Source organism: Thermococcus barophilus MP, assembly GCF_000151105.2.
In the GTDB taxonomy this organism is placed as follows: Archaea; Methanobacteriota_B; Thermococci; order Thermococcales; family Thermococcaceae; genus Thermococcus_B; species Thermococcus_B barophilus.
In genome coordinates, this window is the sequence record NC_014804.1 from 797,873 (window position 1) to 813,960 (window position 16,088).

The 16,088-nt window shown below is 43.5% G+C and carries 16 protein-coding genes and 1 rRNA gene; 9 read left to right on the forward strand and 8 right to left on the reverse strand.

Translation table 11 applies throughout. The features are described 5' to 3' along the window. The 3 genes from TERMP_RS11260 to TERMP_RS04600 form a co-directional block, all read right to left on the reverse strand. A complete protein-coding gene (locus TERMP_RS11260; protein WP_013467196.1) occupies positions 1-816 on the reverse strand; it encodes a DUF835 domain-containing protein in 816 nt (271 codons plus the stop codon). A gap of 123 nt (positions 817-939) precedes the next feature. Further along, complete coding sequence (locus TERMP_RS04595) at positions 940-2,127, reverse strand: glycine C-acetyltransferase (RefSeq protein ID WP_013467197.1); 1,188 nt, start codon at positions 2,125-2,127, stop codon at positions 940-942. 61 nt (positions 2,128-2,188) lie between these two features. Then, positions 2,189-2,677 carry a metal-dependent hydrolase gene (locus tag TERMP_RS04600; protein ID WP_013467198.1) on the reverse strand — a complete coding sequence of 163 codons (489 nt, stop codon included), beginning with the start codon at positions 2,675-2,677 and terminating at the stop codon, positions 2,189-2,191. Positions 2,678-2,746: 69 nt separating this feature from the next. Here TERMP_RS04600 and TERMP_RS04605 point away from each other — a divergent pair, with 69 nt between their 5' ends. From TERMP_RS04605 to TERMP_RS04615, 3 genes are read left to right on the forward strand one after another with little or no spacing between them, the layout of a single operon-like run. Beyond that, positions 2,747-3,727 carry a replication factor C small subunit gene (locus tag TERMP_RS04605; protein ID WP_013467199.1) on the forward strand — a complete coding sequence of 327 codons (981 nt, stop codon included), beginning with the start codon at positions 2,747-2,749 and terminating at the stop codon, positions 3,725-3,727. Positions 3,728-3,740: 13 nt separating this feature from the next. Then, positions 3,741-5,252 (forward strand): replication factor C large subunit, encoded by a 1,512-nt coding sequence (locus tag TERMP_RS04610; protein WP_013467200.1) that lies wholly within the window; start codon positions 3,741-3,743, stop codon positions 5,250-5,252. A 33-nt stretch (positions 5,253-5,285) separates the two neighbouring features. After that, positions 5,286-5,651 (forward strand): hypothetical protein, encoded by a 366-nt coding sequence (locus TERMP_RS04615; RefSeq protein WP_013467201.1) that lies wholly within the window; start codon positions 5,286-5,288, stop codon positions 5,649-5,651. Here TERMP_RS04615 and taw22 read toward each other — a convergent pair. Genes taw22 through moaA form a run of 3 tightly spaced genes read right to left on the reverse strand, consistent with a single transcriptional unit; the run spans position 5,638 to position 8,513 of the window. Beyond that, the gene (taw22, locus tag TERMP_RS04620; RefSeq protein WP_013467202.1) at positions 5,638-6,648 is read right to left on the reverse strand and encodes a tRNA (guanine(37)-N1)/4-demethylwyosine(37)-methyltransferase Taw22; all 1,011 of its coding nucleotides are present in this window, start codon (positions 6,646-6,648) and stop codon (positions 5,638-5,640) included. The genes TERMP_RS04615 and taw22 overlap by 14 nt on opposite strands. After that, complete coding sequence (locus tag TERMP_RS04625; RefSeq protein WP_081452203.1) at positions 6,620-7,540, reverse strand: DUF835 domain-containing protein; 921 nt, start codon at positions 7,538-7,540, stop codon at positions 6,620-6,622. Before TERMP_RS04625 ends, taw22 begins: the two co-directional genes overlap by 29 nt. Before the next feature lie 49 nt (positions 7,541-7,589). After that, the gene (gene moaA / locus TERMP_RS04630) at positions 7,590-8,513 is read right to left on the reverse strand and encodes a GTP 3',8-cyclase MoaA (RefSeq protein WP_013467204.1); all 924 of its coding nucleotides are present in this window, start codon (positions 8,511-8,513) and stop codon (positions 7,590-7,592) included. A gap of 121 nt (positions 8,514-8,634) precedes the next feature. On the opposite strand from moaA, the gene TERMP_RS04635 reads away from it, so the two are divergent. After that, on the forward strand, positions 8,635-9,393 hold the full coding sequence (locus tag TERMP_RS04635) for a hypothetical protein (protein WP_013467205.1): 759 nt from the start codon (positions 8,635-8,637) through the stop codon (positions 9,391-9,393). Further along, positions 9,359-10,774 (forward strand): DUF402 domain-containing protein, encoded by a 1,416-nt coding sequence (locus TERMP_RS04640; RefSeq protein ID WP_013467206.1) that lies wholly within the window; start codon positions 9,359-9,361, stop codon positions 10,772-10,774. The genes TERMP_RS04635 and TERMP_RS04640 overlap by 35 nt, the downstream gene beginning before the upstream one ends. Before the next feature lie 40 nt (positions 10,775-10,814). On the opposite strand, the gene radB is transcribed toward TERMP_RS04640, so the two are convergent. Next, positions 10,815-11,480: a DNA repair and recombination protein RadB gene (gene radB / locus TERMP_RS04645; RefSeq protein ID WP_013467207.1), complete on the reverse strand. Its 666-nt coding sequence runs from the start codon at positions 11,478-11,480 to the stop codon at positions 10,815-10,817. Positions 11,481-11,491: 11 nt separating this feature from the next. Beyond that, positions 11,492-12,127 (reverse strand): MBL fold metallo-hydrolase, encoded by a 636-nt coding sequence (locus TERMP_RS04650; protein ID WP_013467208.1) that lies wholly within the window; start codon positions 12,125-12,127, stop codon positions 11,492-11,494. A 144-nt stretch (positions 12,128-12,271) separates the two neighbouring features. Between TERMP_RS04650 and TERMP_RS04655 the strand changes: the two genes are divergently transcribed. The 4 genes from TERMP_RS04655 (at position 12,272) to TERMP_RS04670 (ending at position 16,052) form a co-directional block, all read left to right on the forward strand. Further along, a complete protein-coding gene (locus TERMP_RS04655; protein ID WP_048159758.1) occupies positions 12,272-12,625 on the forward strand; it encodes an ASCH domain-containing protein in 354 nt (117 codons plus the stop codon). Then, complete coding sequence (locus TERMP_RS04660; RefSeq protein WP_013467210.1) at positions 12,622-13,320, forward strand: DUF1614 domain-containing protein; 699 nt, start codon at positions 12,622-12,624, stop codon at positions 13,318-13,320. Before TERMP_RS04655 ends, TERMP_RS04660 begins: the two co-directional genes overlap by 4 nt. Positions 13,321-13,332: 12 nt before the next feature. Continuing rightward, a complete protein-coding gene (locus TERMP_RS04665; protein WP_013467211.1) occupies positions 13,333-14,187 on the forward strand; it encodes a ribose-phosphate diphosphokinase in 855 nt (284 codons plus the stop codon). A 365-nt stretch (positions 14,188-14,552) separates the two neighbouring features. Beyond that, a 16S ribosomal RNA gene (locus TERMP_RS04670) occupies positions 14,553-16,052 on the forward strand. Positions 16,053-16,088 lie beyond the last annotated feature (36 nt).

The following is a 16,088-nucleotide window of genomic DNA, read 5'->3' on the forward strand; positions in this document are numbered from 1 at the left end:
TCAGATGTTAAGCTCTCCAAACTCCCTTTTTAGAAGGCTGAGCTCTTTTTCATCAAAGGCATCCATCTTTATTGGGACCACAATGATCGTGTTGTTCATGACGGCATGATCTTTCAAAGCGGTCAAGAATTTAAAAACTGGTGTAAAACCATTCTCTAATACAAGGTATTCCAACCCGTCAAGCAGTATAATCTTTGATGTGCTGTCTCGTTTCATGAAGTCCACCAAGGTATGGAGCAGAAACTCCAGACGGTGCGGATGGACAGTCTTCCCACCTTCCACCTTTGTAAGCCACAGAATTGGAGTTTTTTCTAAGTTAAGTCTTTTCCGTAGGATCTCTGGAGGAACTCTTGATATTATAACCCCTGCACGGCCCTTCAGCAGATTCAGAAACGCTGAATACCCCTTATCAATATTGCAGATATAAAGCCCGGGGGAGACTTTAACTTGAACCCTGCCATTTCCAAGCTCGACCACAGGTGTGAGAATGTATTTTGTAGTCAGCGTCTTTATTAGGTGTGCCCATCCCAGAACAATGAAGAAAATACCGATTATAAAGAAGAAGTTTCCCAAAAGGTTCAACATAGATCTTTCAGAAGATGTAATTACAATTAGTCCCATGTCACCCAAATCCAAGGGGAGGAATACCAATTTTGCAAAAGTTGACACCATGAAACCTAAAAGGATATAATCATAAAACTTCTTCAGTCTGGGGTGGTGCCTTATGAATACTGGCCTGTACTTGATGCTGAACGCCAAAATAATTAGGAGGGCTACTTCAATCGCCACAGCAATAAGTGCTCCAAGTATCGTCATTTTTCTCACCTCCTGTATATAAAATCTCCCAGACAAAATATAAGATTTTATGCGGAAAAATAGACACTGTTACTCAGAAAAGTTCAGAAAAGTAGGAAAATATAGAGATGAAAGGTGCAGGAATTACTTCAAAAAGCCAGTCTTCTTTCCAAGGTCTTCAAAGGCATCAATAACGTACTGCAGGTCTTCTTTGCTGTGAGCTGCTGAAGGCTCAAGTCTGATACGGGCAGTTCCCAATGGAACCGTTGGATAAACGATTGCTTGTGCAAAGATGTTGTATTCCTCATACAGTCTCCTTGAGAACTCCTGAGCCAATTTCTCATCATAGAGCATAACCGGGGTAATCGGGTGCTTGGTGTTTCCAAGATCATAGCCTAAGTCTCTTAAACCTTTCTGGAGGAAGTGGGTGTTGTCCCAGAGCTTTTTGACAAGCTCATCACTGTGCTGAAGGATCTCAACGGCAGCTATTGCAGCAGCAACATCTGGTGGATTTAATGCACTTGAGAACAAGAACGGTCTTCCCCTCTGCTTCAGATACTCAATAGCCTCCTCAGAACCCGCAACATAGCCACCGATGACACCGAATGCTTTACTCAGCGTACCCATTTCAAAGTCAACTCTGTCGTGGAGCTTGTAGTGGTCAACGATACCCCTTCCGTGGTCTCCTAAAACACCTTCACCGTGAGCATCGTCAACGTAAACCATTGCATCATACTGCTCAGCTAATTCAACGATCTCCGGCAATGGTGCAAGGTCACCATCCATGCTGAATACCCCATCGGTAACAATAAGCTTCTTCTTGTAGTTCTTTGTCTCCTCAAGCTTCTTCTTTAAATCCTCCATATCAAGGTGCTTGTAGATAACCTTTGGAGCACCGCTCAAGCGCATGCCATCGATTATGCTCGCATGGTTGAGTTCCTCACTGATAAAGACGCCGTTATCCTTCTTAGTTATTAAGGCACTTATTGCGCCTAAGTTGGCATTGTAGCCGCTCTGGAATAGGATCGCAGCCTCTCTCTTTTTAAACTTTGCAAGTTTCTCTTCAAGTTCAACGTGGAGCTCCATTGTTCCGGCAATTGTTCTTACTGCTCCAGCACCAACACCATAGTCGAGAATAGCTCTTATTGCTGCCTCCTTAATCTTTGGATGTGCAGCTAAGCCAAGGTAGTTGTTTGAACACATGTTCAAAACCTTCTTTCCGTCAACGACAACCCATGGGCCTTGGGCACTTTGAAGGACTCTAATCCTGACGTAGAGACCTTTTTCTTTAAGCTCGTTTAATTCTTCGGTAATCCAGTCAAGCTTCCCCATAGAAACCACCAAAAGAAATTAAGTTTCATGGGTATAAAAGTTTTGCACCGCTCAGAAGTTGTCACAATGATGAAAATTTCAACCGGAACAGCAGAGCAATTAGCGCAACCAACGCTATTGCCAAACTTTCATTTGAAAATCCGACATAGCTTCCCCTTGATCTGGCGGGATACCCAACGAGGATTTCATATTTAACATTTATCTTTGGCAGGCTTTCAAAGACTATAACTCCAGAAACCTTTATCCCAAACCCTTTCTTCCTTAGAGGGTACAGAAACGGTATAACACCTGATAAAAAATCCAAAAAGAAGTGCATCCCAAGCCCAAAGACAAACAGCCAAAGATAATGGTTTTGGATGTAAAACGAAAGCGTAAAAATCGGCATAATAAACAGAAGGGAGTGAAAATAACCCCTATGCTCCTCAAAAAGGACATCGAAATCTGGAAAAACAGCACCGAATAGGAGAACAGCAACCGAAACTAAGCTTGGACTTTTGCTGACAGCCAAAAATGCAAGTAAAGGAATTGATGCATGTTTTAAGGGATCCATCTTATCTCCCAAAGTTTTTAATATCTCAAGGCATAATAAACCTTTAGCTCACGATGATGGGTGATAGCTATGAGCGAAGAGGTCAAAGAAGTTAAAATTCTGGAAAAACCATGGGTTGAAAAATATAGACCACAGAGATTAGATGACATTGTTGGACAAGATCATATAGTTAAGAGACTCAAGCACTACGTTAAAACAGGCTCGATGCCCCACCTTCTATTCGCTGGCCCTCCCGGTGTTGGAAAAACGACTGCAGCTTTGTGTTTAACAAGAGAACTCTTTGGAGAACACTGGAGACACAACTTCCTCGAACTGAACGCGAGTGATGAGAGAGGAATTAACGTTATTAGAGAAAAAGTCAAAGAATTCGCAAGAACAAAGCCAATTGGTGGAGCAAGCTTTAAGATAATCTTCCTCGATGAGGCAGATGCTTTAACACAAGACGCCCAGCAGGCATTGAGAAGAATGATGGAGATGTTCTCGAATAACGTTCGCTTTATATTAAGCTGTAATTATTCGTCAAAGATCATTGAGCCGATTCAGTCAAGATGTGCAATATTCAGGTTCAGACCCCTTAAGGATGAAGACATTGCAAAGAGAATCAGGTTTATAGCAGAGAACGAAGGACTGGAGCTAACGGAAGAAGGGCTCCAAGCGCTCCTGTACATAGCTGAGGGGGACTTAAGAAGGGCAATTAACGTTCTGCAAGCGGCAGCAGCACTTGACACAAAGATTACAGACGAGAATGTGTTCCTTGTTGCAAGCAGAGCAAGACCAGAAGATATTAGGGAAATGATGCTCATGGCATTGGAGGGTAATTTCCTCAAGGCAAGGGAGAAGCTCAGAGAAATTCTCCTTAAGCAGGGCCTAAGTGGAGAAGACGTTCTTATCCAAATGCATAAAGAAGTGTTCAACCTGCCAATAAGCGAGCCCAAGAAAGTTGCTTTAGCCGATAAGATTGGAGAGTACAACTTTAGACTGGTTGAGGGAGCAAATGAAATGATTCAGCTTGAGGCTCTGCTTGCCCAGTTTACTCTGCTGGGCAAATGATTAGGTGAGCACGATGGATATACCCTGGGTTGAGAAGTACCGTCCAAAAAGACTGAGAGAAATAGTTAATCAAAGGCAGGCTCTTGAAAAAGTCGAGGCATGGATTAAGCAGTGGGTTCATGGAACTCCAAAGAAAAAGGCTCTCCTCCTTGCAGGCCCACCGGGAAGTGGAAAGACCACCACGGTTTATGCCCTGGCTAATGAGTATAAGTTTGAGGTTATTGAGCTCAACGCAAGCGATGAAAGAACCTTCGAGAAAATAAGGAGATACCTTGATGCTGCATACACAATGGACATTTTTGGAAGGAGGAGAAAGCTGATATTTCTTGATGAGGCCGATAACATTGAGCCAAGCGGTGCTCACGAGATAGCAAAGCTCATAGACAGGGCAAGAAACCCCATAATCATGGCTGCCAATAAATACTGGGAAGTGCCCGCTGAGATAAGAAATAAAGCCGAGGTCGTTGAATACAAGCGCTTAACTCAGCGAGACATTATGCAGGCACTTTTCAGAATTATTAAGGCAGAGGGCATATTTGTTCCAAAGGAGATAGTGGCAGAGATAGCAAAAAGGGCAAGCGGAGATTTAAGAGCTGCAATAAATGATCTGCAAACTGTAGTTGCCGGCGGAATAGAGGACGCAAGGGAAGTGCTTGCTTACAGAGATGTGGAAAAAACAATCTTTCAAGCACTGGGACTGATCTTTGGAAGCGATAATGCAAAGAGGGCAAAAATGGCAACATGGAACTTGGACATGACACCCGACGAGCTCCTTCTCTGGGTTGATGAGAACATCCCCTATATCTACTATAAGCCGGAAGATATTGCTGAAGCTTACAACGCCATAAGCAGAGCTGATATCTATTTAGGAAGGGCTAAAAGAAGCGGAAACTACGGGCTGTGGAAGTATGCAATAGACATGATGACAGCAGGAGTTGCAGTTTCAGGAGTGAAAAAGAAGGGCTTCCTCAAATTCTATCCTCCGAAGACTCTTAGAATGCTTAAGGATACAAAGGAAGAAAGGGGAATCAGGGACTCAATTATCAAGAAAATCATGAAGCAGATGCACATGAGCAAGCTTGAAGCTATTGAGACAATGCAGATATTCAAAACGATCTTCGAAAACAACTTAGACGTTGCTGCCCATATAGCTGTTTTTTTGGACTTGGGAGACAAAGAGATAGAGTTCTTAGCTGGAGACAAAGAAAAAGCAACGAAGATTAAGGGCAAAACACTCTCAATTCACAGAAAGCTCAAGAAAGCTGGAATTGAGATAAAAGTTGAGATAGAAGGGGAACCCTCCAAAGAGATCGAAGAGGAAGAAATTGGAGAAGAACCTGAGGAAGAAACTGCAGAAGCAGAGGGTGAAGAAGTTTCTGAGGAAGAAAAAGAAAGCAAAGAAATCGAAAAGGAAATAGAAGAGGCAGAATGGGAGAAAGAAGAAAAACCTAAGAAGGAGGAGAAGATCGACAAAGCAAAGAAGAAAGGCAAGCAGGCGACGCTGTTTGACTTTCTAAAGAAATAAGCCCTCTTTTATTTCTACTTGACGGTGGAATTCATGAACAAGCTCCAAAAGGTTTTTCTCATTTGTGGAATCATCGAGGTTCTTCTGGGAGCTGTAGCTATTTATAGTGCTTATATCAATACAAGAGTGAATCCAGAGGATTTTGATGAGGCTGGAGGCACTTGGGGACAGATGATAGTCTTTTTAGGAGCTTTAACGCTGTTTTCTATACCAGCTTATGATAGCAAATTTGTTGTTTTTGTAATTCTCGGCACTGCAAGGCTAATTGGGGGCATGTTCTTTTATCTTATCATTCAGGAGTTGTTAAAGGAAGGGATCCCATATACACCTTTTGTAGCCCATGCACTGCTGTTTTTCCTTGCCATGTATGGCATCTTATTGAGCTTTAAAAAAGCATAACATCAGCGCAAACCTTGTAAACATGCGGTTTATAGTCCGCTATTTTCTTTATCCTCACTTCGCACTGCTTTCCAAGCTTTTGACATTCCTTCTCAATCCGTTTCTTAAACTCATTAAATCTATCTTCATGAACAAAGTCATAATAGTGAACCCACTTCTCAGCTTTACTTAAAGCCAAACTCAGGGCATCAATGCCCTTCGGAGTTGGACTTATCACCCTCTCAAAAGTCCCAAGCTTGGGAACAACTTCAAAAACATCCCCATGAATTACCTCAATTTTACCCCTAAGTTTGTCTTTATTGAGTTCAATATTTTCCAACCCGAGTTTTACTGCATCTTCGTTAAGCTCTATCGCGGTAATTTCAACGTTCTTAAAGCGGGCAATAACGAGTGCATAGGGCAGAGCTCCAGCAAACATTAAAAGGATTCTCTCACCATCTTGAACAAGCTGAGCTAAGCGGTATCGTTCGCCTTTCATTCGTGGGTTGAAAAAAACCCTGCTTAAGTCAACCTTAATTTTAACACCGTTTTCTTTATGAACTGTGGTCAGCCTTTTCTCACCCCAAATTATCTCATATTTCCTTACTCTGAACTTTCCTTCATGGACTCCTCTTTTGGCAATCACCTTTACAAATGGGTGAACGATCAGAAGAGCTTCAATAATATCTCTTTGTCTATGTTCGAGCTCTTTTGGAATTTGAACAACAGCTATGTCTCCTATTATATCGTATCTCCTTAAATATGCAAGCTCCTCTTTTGTAAGCTTCTCAGCCAGAACACTCTCAAGGTTTTTGTATATCTGTCTCTCAGGTCTAAATGGTAATTCCACATCTATGACCTCAAACCCAAGCTCCATAAGCTTTGGGGAGCTGATAACGGGTAAAAGAACAAAGTTCTCTTCACGTTTGGGCCTTCTTTTTCCATCATATAACCCAAGTTTCTTCAGAAGATTCTTAACTTTCTCTGCTTCATGCTTTTGAACTCTCACTGCTGGCATGTTCTTCCCTATCCTCTTTCTCATTTAAAGGCTTTTCAGTTGTTATCTTTTCAAACTCCTCTTTGGCGACAGCTCCAAATAATGCAGTTCCCATGATCTCTTCTAAGAACTTTTCTGGATTCAATACTTCAAGCTCCCTTCTCAGGATGTTATAGTGGGACTTTTCCAATACGCCGGGGGATATAAAAATCAGCAGAACTGACTTCTCAACAGTCGCATAATCTTTTAACGTGAAGAGAAATTTTGCCACAGACTTAAAGTCATTATAAAGTACCAGATATTCGATCCCTTCGATGTAAATAACACTGTTCTTCCTAATTCTCATAAACCTAACTGCCTCTTCTAAGATCACATGCAAATTGCTGGGACTTACAGAGTGCTTTTCCTCCACTCTACTCAGCCAAAGATACTTAGTGGGTTTTATCCCAAATTCTTCTTCCCACTCATCTCGTGGACGTCGGCTAATTACAAATAAACCGCCTGATTTTGAGGAGAGATATTTAAGGAGCGTCTTGATTCCTTCCAAACTTTCAATGATGAATCCTCCAACTGGAATGTGTTTTCTCTCCTCTCTTGAATTAATTTTAGAGCCGAACTCTTCATATAGCAGTCTTAAGTAGTGAAGGGAAGAGAATGCCAAAATTAAAAAGCCAGACATTGTAAAAAGTGCAATAAACGGCCACCATGTCCCTTCAAAAAATGCTGATCCCACTACAGCACCTCCCCCAAGAACCCCAAAGAGGATAAAGGCAACCATAACCTGCAGTGCAAACTTATCAGCAGGAGAATCAAGAAGAATGTAGAACCTCCAAGCTATGACAGTCCCATATATCCCAATAATAAGCAGGACGCTCCCAAAAATTAGTGATAAAGTGACACTTTCCATGCACATCACTCTATGTTATATGGATCCATTTATTATTAAAATTTCCTAACCGTGATCATATCCAATATGGCCGTCTTAACATTATTGCTTGCTTAAAGATTTCAATGAGCTCTTCATCTGTGGCCCCATTTCTGATAGGGGTTAGAATATCAACTAAATCGTCCCTCCTCAAAAGGCATGTCTTTAGGTACCCATCAGAAGTAAGTCTTATTCTTGTGCAATTTGCACAAAACACTGTGTTATGCATTGAGCGAACAACTTCAACTTCAGCAATTCCATTTTCGGTCGGAATAAAGTACTTCTTCCTTCTGTGCATTCTCCTTTCCCTTATCTCAACAGCTTTTTTTGAGAATTCATCTTCAAGAGGCTTTAATGGATAAAAGTACCGTTTAAAGAACCAAGATTCAGTCATTTCACGAGGAACTTCAATCTCTATGAGTTGGAGAACTGCACCAATTTTAGCTGCATAGTTTATCATATCCCATATCTCTTCATGATTTAAGTCCCTCATGACTACCATGTTGAGTTTAACCAGCTTAAACAGTTTGACAGATTTTTCAATACCTTTTAAGACCCAAGGGAGGACATCAAATCCAGTTATTTTTTTGTATTTTTCTCTATCAAGGGTATCAAGGCTTATGTTTACTCTATCTAAACCTGCTGCTCTGAGCTCCTCAGCAAGCCTATGCATGACAGTTCCATTGGTTGTCATAGACAGATCAACAACGTATGGCCGTATCCGCTTAACAATTTCTACAATGTCACTCCTTATTGTAGGTTCTCCACCAGTTAGTTTTACCTTCTTTATACCCAGATTGGAGGCAACTTTAACTATCCTTTCAATTTCTTGGGGTGTCATCTGCCTCTTCCCTTTCATCTGACCTTCCCTATGACAGTAGAAACAACTTAAGTTGCATTCTTCAGTTACAGATATTCTGAGGTTTGTCACTGGTCTCCCGAATCTGTCAACTAAAACCATGATTTCACCTTCGTTATTTGATTAATTCATCCACTTAAAAAAAGATTATGGGAAAACACTTCTATTTAACAACGAAAAGTAAAAGTATGATATATGAGCATAGATTATTAGGGGGGCAAATGTGGATGTGGAAAAATTAAAAGAGCTAATTTTAAAGGCAGAAGACATTCATAAGAACTTTGAAAAACTGTTCCTGAGGCTTTATGAGTACGCAGGCCAAAACCATCCTGAAAGAGTTGAGGAGATTATTCTCAAGCTTCATGAGCTGAGTGAGGAAAAATTTGAGATTGCATCTCAGATTTATAGAAAAACAGCCTCAATAGGAGGAGAGATTGAAAGAGTCGGAAAAGAACTGCAGAAAAACGAGCATCAAATGAAATTTAGACTTGAGGAAATAATGAGTCTCATAGGGCATGCAAAAGAGAGCTTTAGCGAAAAACTCAAAACAAAAGCCTCTCTTCAGAGATTATTCCAATTTCACAGGATTTATGATTATTCGGTGACTCAATCATTACAACGACTCAGTGCGGAAATTGAGGGACTGGTTCTTATAAGCGAAAAAGAGAAAAAGCCACCGACAAGTATAATTGAAAGACTCAAAAAAATTGAAGAACTTGAAGAAAGATTAACAACCCTAACAAATTTAGTCTTTCATCTTTACTCTCATCCTTCCTGGGTTTACAAAATTGAAGAATCCTTAAAAGAATGGCATTCCAAAGGATTACTGTGGGTCGAATCAAGAAACGTTGAGCAAAATACTGGGATTGATAGAGAACATGTCGCTCAAATTTTAGACGGTTTAACGCTGATCGGAGTTGTGGAAAAAAGAAAAAGAGGTGGTGAAAGTGTCTACAAACTCAGGGGTTTCGGTGAGGATTAGAGGGATATACAGCACAGCATTGACAAAGCTTCTGTTAGATAAAGGGTTTAAAATCAGCCAGCCCAGTCAGAAGATCGCAGAAAGATTAAAAATTGAAAAGACATACAGCGAATTCGATGTTGATATCTACGACAGAAAAGACGGTAGAGGCGTTATTTTAGTTGGAACCAAAGTTGATGATGTTAAAGATGTTTTTGAGGAGGAATTTATAGACGTATTTTTTAGAAAAATGCCATACCAACTCTATGGCATCTACAAAGGAATAGTGGTCAAAAGGGATGAGCAGTATCTATACGTTGACATAGGAAGTGCCATTGGGACTGTGCTTATAGAAGAAATGCCCGATGCTGTAGAAGGAGATGAAGTTTTAGTCCAAGTTAAAAAGCACAACCTGCTTCCTCATCTCAGTACATTATTGACAATCCCCGGGGATTATGCTGTGCTGATACCCAAACCAATTGGTGCTCAGAGGCATGTAAAAATCTCAAGAAAGATAAGAGATCCAGAAGAAAGAGAAAGACTCAGAATTCTGGGGTTGAGTGTTGACCTGGGTGAATGGGGAATACTCTGGAGAACTGCTGCCGCATACAAAGACTGGAATACTCTAAGAGACGAGCTCGTAAATCTGTCAAAAATTGCGGATAAGTTAAAGGATGCGGACAAATATTCGGCACCTGCAAGAATAATTGAGGGAAGGGACATATATGAAGTAGAGTTCGGAGGAGGCACAAGGAAAAAACTTGACAACATTAGAAATGAGGTTCTGCCAACAATAGAAGGGCATCACCAGTTTAAGGCATATGATCCAGAGTTCAGCTTTGCCGTTGAAATCGCCGAAGGAATACTCTCAAAAATGCCATCTCAAAGGCTTAAGGTCAGGGAAGGCTTCATGGAGGCATTGATCGATAATAAAGGACCAAAAATAGGATGGCTATTTACCTTAGAACACATAAAACCAGATGGGCAGAAGGTGAGAATAGGGCCAGGAGAGATCTTAGAAGTGTCAATAAATCCCCTGCGGATAAAGATAAAGAGGAGCCTCAAACCAGGAAAAGTGTACGATGGACTGGAGCTGCCAATTGAATATGGGGACTACGCAATAACTGAAATAGAGGAAGGTAAATGGTGGTACAAACACAGCTACTATGACAAAGACGGCAATCTAAAGGGCGAGTATTACAACATAAATACGCCAATTGAAATATATCCCGACAGGGCAAGATACATAGATCTTGAAGTTGATATTGTAAAGTGGCCTGACGGAAAGAAAGAGATAATTGACAAGGATGACCTACGCAGGCATTACGAAGAAGGCATAATAAGTGAGAAGCTGTATAAAGCAACACTGCGCATAACCCAAGAGGTCTTTGAGAAAATTTAATTCTCTCACTTTTCTATTTTGTTGGATTTGCATTTAGGACTTAGACATCTTCAATGCCCTTATCCGTGATTTTAAAGTAAACTATTCCACCTTCAGGTCTAAAACGATGTCTTTCTAAAACAGCTATTCTTATGCCTGGCTTGCTGAGCTTTTCAAGTCTAAGTATGTCCTTGCATTTGTAGCCCAAGGTATGTTCTGCAATTGGCTTTAATGAGCCGGAATTTGAATCAAAATAGACCTGATTAATAACTATGGCTGCAATATTGTACTTCCTTGCAAGCCACAAGAGAACTTGAAGTTGTTTTCCCAGCTCCACATTTAAACTTTGCCGATCTTTTTCTATCCTATAATGAGATGTTACAGAATCAACAACAATAAGGGCAAAGCGGTTATTTACAATAGTCTTAAGTTTTGATATGACCCTCTTCTGCTCTCTAAAATCATGAGGTTCAAAAATTATGAACTTTTGAAGGGTCTCTTCGGGATCAATACCTCTTTTCTCTGCCATCAGCTTAAGCCTTTCTGGTGAAAAACCCCCTTCTGTATCTATATATATCACTTTGCCCTTGTTCAGCATGCCGATCTGCATTGCCAGCGTAGTTTTTCCAGTGGCAAATGCACCATATATCTGAGTTAGCACCCCTCTTTCAATACCCCCTCCTAAAAGCTCATCCAAGCTCTTGCTGCCTGTTGTTAACTTTTCCATAGAACCACCGGTCATACATGAAAAGCTTCCCCGATATTCAAAGGTTTTACCAACACCCAGACTCTCCTCTTCCTAAGTTCCTGCTGAAGCTTTTCGACACTTCCCGACCCATAAACTCCATAGTGCATCGGTATGACTATCCTTGGTCTCACGGCTTCAATTATATCAGCAGCTTCCCGCTCACTGGCTGTGGAGCGACCGCTTATCGGGACAAGGAGTATATCTACCATCCCTCTAAGTTTATTAAAAAGCGGTGTATAGTAGGTGTCTCCAGTATGCCAGACCCTCTTATCCCCAAATATCAAATACCCAAGAGGGTACTGACTTGAGGGATGTTCGGCATATGTCCCCTTAATCTTGATCTCGTTTTTAAGCTGAAGCTCCTCTCCCTCCTCAATAGCTTGAACATCGGTTATTCCATCACTGATTGCCATTAAGTAGACAGTTTTTGGCCCAATAACCTTTGCCTTTCTCAGTCTTGCCAAAAGAGGTGTTTTTCCATAGTGATCACTGTGCTCATGAGTTACGAGGATGTAATCAACTTCCCCAATTTTATCATCGTCAACATCCGGATAGGGGTCTATCAGAATTCTCACTCCACGTGTCTCAATGAGAAAACATGCATGACCATACCACACAATTTTCATTGGCTCTGCCTCCAAAACAAGACTTCGTTATCCTTAAACTTAAATCTTTCCATTTGTTGCTTATCTCCCTAAACAATCCAGTAACACTCGATAGTAAATAGTTGAGTTTATAAATGATGTCCAGAAGTAAAAGTAATGAGGGAAATGAAGGGATTGATAGTAAAAGAACCATTTGCTTCATGGATCGTTGAAGGTAAAAAAGTTTGGGAGATCAGAAAGAGCAGAACAAAAATTAGAGGAGAGATTTTTATAATAAGCAAAAAGAAGGCAATAGGGAAAGTTAAGTTGGTTGATGTCCTTGGGCCATTTACACCAGAAGAACTGGCAGATCACAAAGATAAGCATTTGGCAGACTATGAATTTTTAAAGAAATATGCAAAGGGAAAGAAGCTTTATGCCTGGGTATTATCAAATCCCCAAAAATTTGAAGAGCCCAAGGAAGTCATTATGGCAAACGGTGCCCAGATATGGGTCAACATCAGGGGGTTTAAAACATGAAAAAGTTCTTCTTCCTTCCCGTAAGCTTGCCCTTCCTCATACTCCTACTGCTGCTGATACCTATATTGTTTTTGCTTTTTGCAGGAACTATAACACTCGCATTTCAAAAGCTTGGACTTCCTCTCCCAGTTGCTTATACCCTATTCTGGGCATCACTAATTGGCAGCTTTATAAACATCCCCATAGCCGAGACCAAGACATATGCACCAATTTTAAAGGTTAAAGAAGTCAGCTTCTTTGGCATCAGATATCCAGTTCCCTACATTGACTGGGGAGAGCAAAAAATGGTTATTGCAATAAACGTGGGAGGAGCCCTTGTTCCTTTGAGCATAGTCACTTATGAACTTCTTAGATTCGCCATTGCTGGGAACATGGAGTTAATTATTAGGATCCTTGTAGCAATATTGATAGCCACAATATTCAGCAATTTTTTCTCCAAGCCTGTAAAAGGACTTGGAATAGCAATTCCAACATTTATCCCGCCTTTAATAGCTGCATCCTTAGCTTTCCTTCTTGGAGGCCCTAACAAGCCAGCTATAGCATATGCAAGCGGCACCATGGGAGTTTTAATTGGGGCAGATCTACTTAACTGGAATAGAATCAAAGAACTTGGTGCTCCGATGGTGAGTATTGGCGGTGCCGGAACATTTGATGGCATTTTCCTTGCCGGTATAATTGCGGTATTGCTGGTTTAGGAGGTGATAACAATGAAAGTTGTTCTTGGTAGCGGGGCCCAGCATTTAAAAGAGGAAATCAGAAGAAAAGTTCAAAACTATGGGAAAGAACTTCTCGAAGTAGAGATCAAGAAATTTCCGGACGGAGAGAAATACGTCAGGGTGCCTGGGGAGGGAAATAGAGTTATTGTTGTCCAGTCCACCCACTTCCCTCAAGATGAGCATATAATCGAGCTTCTGCTATTGGGGGATGCGCTCAAAGAAAAAGGGTTTGAAAAGCTGATAGCAGTTGTTCCTTATCTCGCATATTCACGACAGGACAGAGTTACAAAGGATGGGGAACCAATAAGTGTTAGAGCTGTTATGAAGACGATGGGCATTTATTATGATGAACTTTACGTTTTTGACTTGCACAATCCAAAAACACTCGAATTTTTCCCAGGGAAGGCAGTTAACCTTAGTCCAGCAAGAGCAATAGCTGATTATTTCAAAGACAAGCTTGGAGAAGGAATAGTCCTGGCACCAGATAAAGGGGCTTTGGAGAGGGCAAAAGCTGTTGCTGAGATTTTAAATGTCGAATTTAGCCATTTTGAAAAGAAGAGGATTTCTCCAACTGAAGTCCAAATGACCCCAGTTGACATAGATGTAACTGGAAAAAATGTACTCATAGTAGATGACATCATAAGTACGGGAGGCACAATGATAAGAGCAGCAAATATATTGAGGAGAATGGGGGCAAAGAAAATATATGTTGTAGCAACCCACGGAGTCTTTGCTGAGGGTGCCATAGAGAGAGTCAGCAGAGCTGTTGATGAACTGGCAGTAACAAATACCATTCCAACCCCAGTTTCAAAAATCAGCATTGTTAAAGATATTTTGACGATTTAAATTTTAACATTTTTATGTTTATTTTTATGCCATATGATGTTATTATTTGACATTAATTTGGAAATTTTCCAACTATATAAGTGTTTTGCAAAAATTTTTTATTGGTGGTGTTGCTAAGTATTGGGTGGAGCCCCCGAATAAGGGGGCGCAAGCCCAGGCACAAGACGGCGGCGTCGGGGGGACTGGGTGCAAAGCACCCAACATGAACCCCGCCCTCCAGCCATGGGCACAACCAATGCACTCCCGAGGAAAACCCGAAAGGGGACCCCTCGGGGGTAAGGCAGGCCCAACACCCCGACTAAACCCCGGATGGGATTTTGGTACTCCCCTTTATGGGGAGTCCCACCGGCCGTACTCCTATAGCAATTCCGGTTGATCCTGCCGGAGGCCACTGCTATGGGGGTCCGACTAAGCCATGCGAGTCATGGGGGTGTCCCTTCTGGGACACCACCGGCGGACGGCTCAGTAACACGTCGGTAACCTACCCTCGGGAGGGGGATAACCCCGGGAAACTGGGGCTAATCCCCCATAGGTGTGGGGTACTGGAAGGTCCCCACACCGAAAGGGGCCTCGTGCCCGCCCGAGGATGGGCCGGCGGCCGATTAGGTAGTTGGTGGGGTAACGGCCCACCAAGCCGAAGATCGGTACGGGCCATGAGAGTGGGAGCCCGGAGATGGACACTGAGACACGGGTCCAGGCCCTACGGGGCGCAGCAGGCGCGAAACCTCCGCAATGCGGGAAACCGCGACGGGGGGACCCCCAGTGCCGTGGCAACGCCACGGCTTTTCCGGAGTGTAAAAAGCTCCGGGAATAAGGGCTGGGCAAGGCCGGTGGCAGCCGCCGCGGTAATACCGGCGGCCCGAGTGGTGGCCGCTATTATTGGGCCTAAAGCGTCCGTAGCCGGGCCCGTAAGTCCCTGGCGAAATCCCACGGCTCAACCGTGGGGCTTGCTGGGGATACTGCGGGCCTTGGGACCGGGAGAGGCGGGGGGTACCCCTGGGGTAGGGGTGAAATCCTATAATCCCAGGGGGACCGCCAGTGGCGAAGGCGCCCCGCTGGAACGGGTCCGACGGTGAGGGACGAAGGCCAGGGGAGCGAACCGGATTAGATACCCGGGTAGTCCTGGCTGTAAAGGATGCGGGCTAGGTGTCGGGCGAGCTCCGAGCTCGCCCGGTGCCGTAGGGAAGCCGTTAAGCCCGCCGCCTGGGGAGTACGGCCGCAAGGCTGAAACTTAAAGGAATTGGCGGGGGAGCACTACAAGGGGTGGAGCGTGCGGTTTAATTGGATTCAACGCCGGGAACCTCACCGGGGGCGACGGCAGGATGAAGGCCAGGCTGAAGGTCTTGCCGGACACGCCGAGAGGAGGTGCATGGCCGCCGTCAGCTCGTACCGTGAGGCGTCCACTTAAGTGTGGTAACGAGCGAGACCCGCGCCCCCAGTTGCCAGTCCCTCCCGATGGGAGGGAGGCACTCTGGGGGGACCGCCGGCGATAAGCCGGAGGAAGGAGCGGGCGACGGTAGGTCAGTATGCCCCGAAACCCCCGGGCTACACGCGCGCTACAATGGGCGGGACAATGGGATCCGACCCCGAAAGGGGAAGGGAATCCCCTAAACCCGCCCTCAGTTCGGATCGCGGGCTGCAACTCGCCCGCGTGAAGCTGGAATCCCTAGTACCCGCGTGTCATCATCGCGCGGCGAATACGTCCCTGCTCCTTGCACACACCGCCCGTCACTCCACCCGAGCGGGGTCCGGATGAGGCCCCGTCGCCGGCTCTGACCGGATGGCGGGGTCGAGTCCGGGCTCCGTGAGGGGGGAGAAGTCGTAACAAGGTAGCCGTAGGGGAACCTACGGCTCGATCACCTCCTATCGCCGGAAACCCATCCGGGGGGTTTAAGGGGTGT

Coding starts and splice junctions, on each gene's coding strand:
- moaA (WP_013467204.1), bottom strand. CDS start 8,513: ATGGTTTTAGTTGACAGATTCGGGAGACCAGTGACAAACCTCAGAATA.
- taw22 (WP_013467202.1), bottom strand. CDS start 6,648: ATGCCAGCAGTGAGAGTTCAAAAGCATGAAGCAGAGAAAGTTAAGAAT.
- TERMP_RS04610 (WP_013467200.1), top strand. CDS start 3,741: ATGGATATACCCTGGGTTGAGAAGTACCGTCCAAAAAGACTGAGAGAA.
- TERMP_RS11260 (WP_013467196.1), bottom strand. CDS start 816: ATGACGATACTTGGAGCACTTATTGCTGTGGCGATTGAAGTAGCCCTC.
- TERMP_RS04650 (WP_013467208.1), bottom strand. CDS start 12,127: ATGAAAATTGTGTGGTATGGTCATGCATGTTTTCTCATTGAGACACGT.
- TERMP_RS04655 (WP_048159758.1), top strand. CDS start 12,272: ATGAAGGGATTGATAGTAAAAGAACCATTTGCTTCATGGATCGTTGAA.
- TERMP_RS04605 (WP_013467199.1), top strand. CDS start 2,747: ATGAGCGAAGAGGTCAAAGAAGTTAAAATTCTGGAAAAACCATGGGTT.
- TERMP_RS04615 (WP_013467201.1), top strand. CDS start 5,286: ATGAACAAGCTCCAAAAGGTTTTTCTCATTTGTGGAATCATCGAGGTT.
- TERMP_RS04595 (WP_013467197.1), bottom strand. CDS start 2,127: ATGGGGAAGCTTGACTGGATTACCGAAGAATTAAACGAGCTTAAAGAA.
- TERMP_RS04660 (WP_013467210.1), top strand. CDS start 12,622: ATGAAAAAGTTCTTCTTCCTTCCCGTAAGCTTGCCCTTCCTCATACTC.
- TERMP_RS04665 (WP_013467211.1), top strand. CDS start 13,333: ATGAAAGTTGTTCTTGGTAGCGGGGCCCAGCATTTAAAAGAGGAAATC.
- TERMP_RS04625 (WP_081452203.1), bottom strand. CDS start 7,540: ATGTGCATGGAAAGTGTCACTTTATCACTAATTTTTGGGAGCGTCCTG.
- radB (WP_013467207.1), bottom strand. CDS start 11,480: ATGGAAAAGTTAACAACAGGCAGCAAGAGCTTGGATGAGCTTTTAGGA.
- TERMP_RS04600 (WP_013467198.1), bottom strand. CDS start 2,677: ATGGATCCCTTAAAACATGCATCAATTCCTTTACTTGCATTTTTGGCT.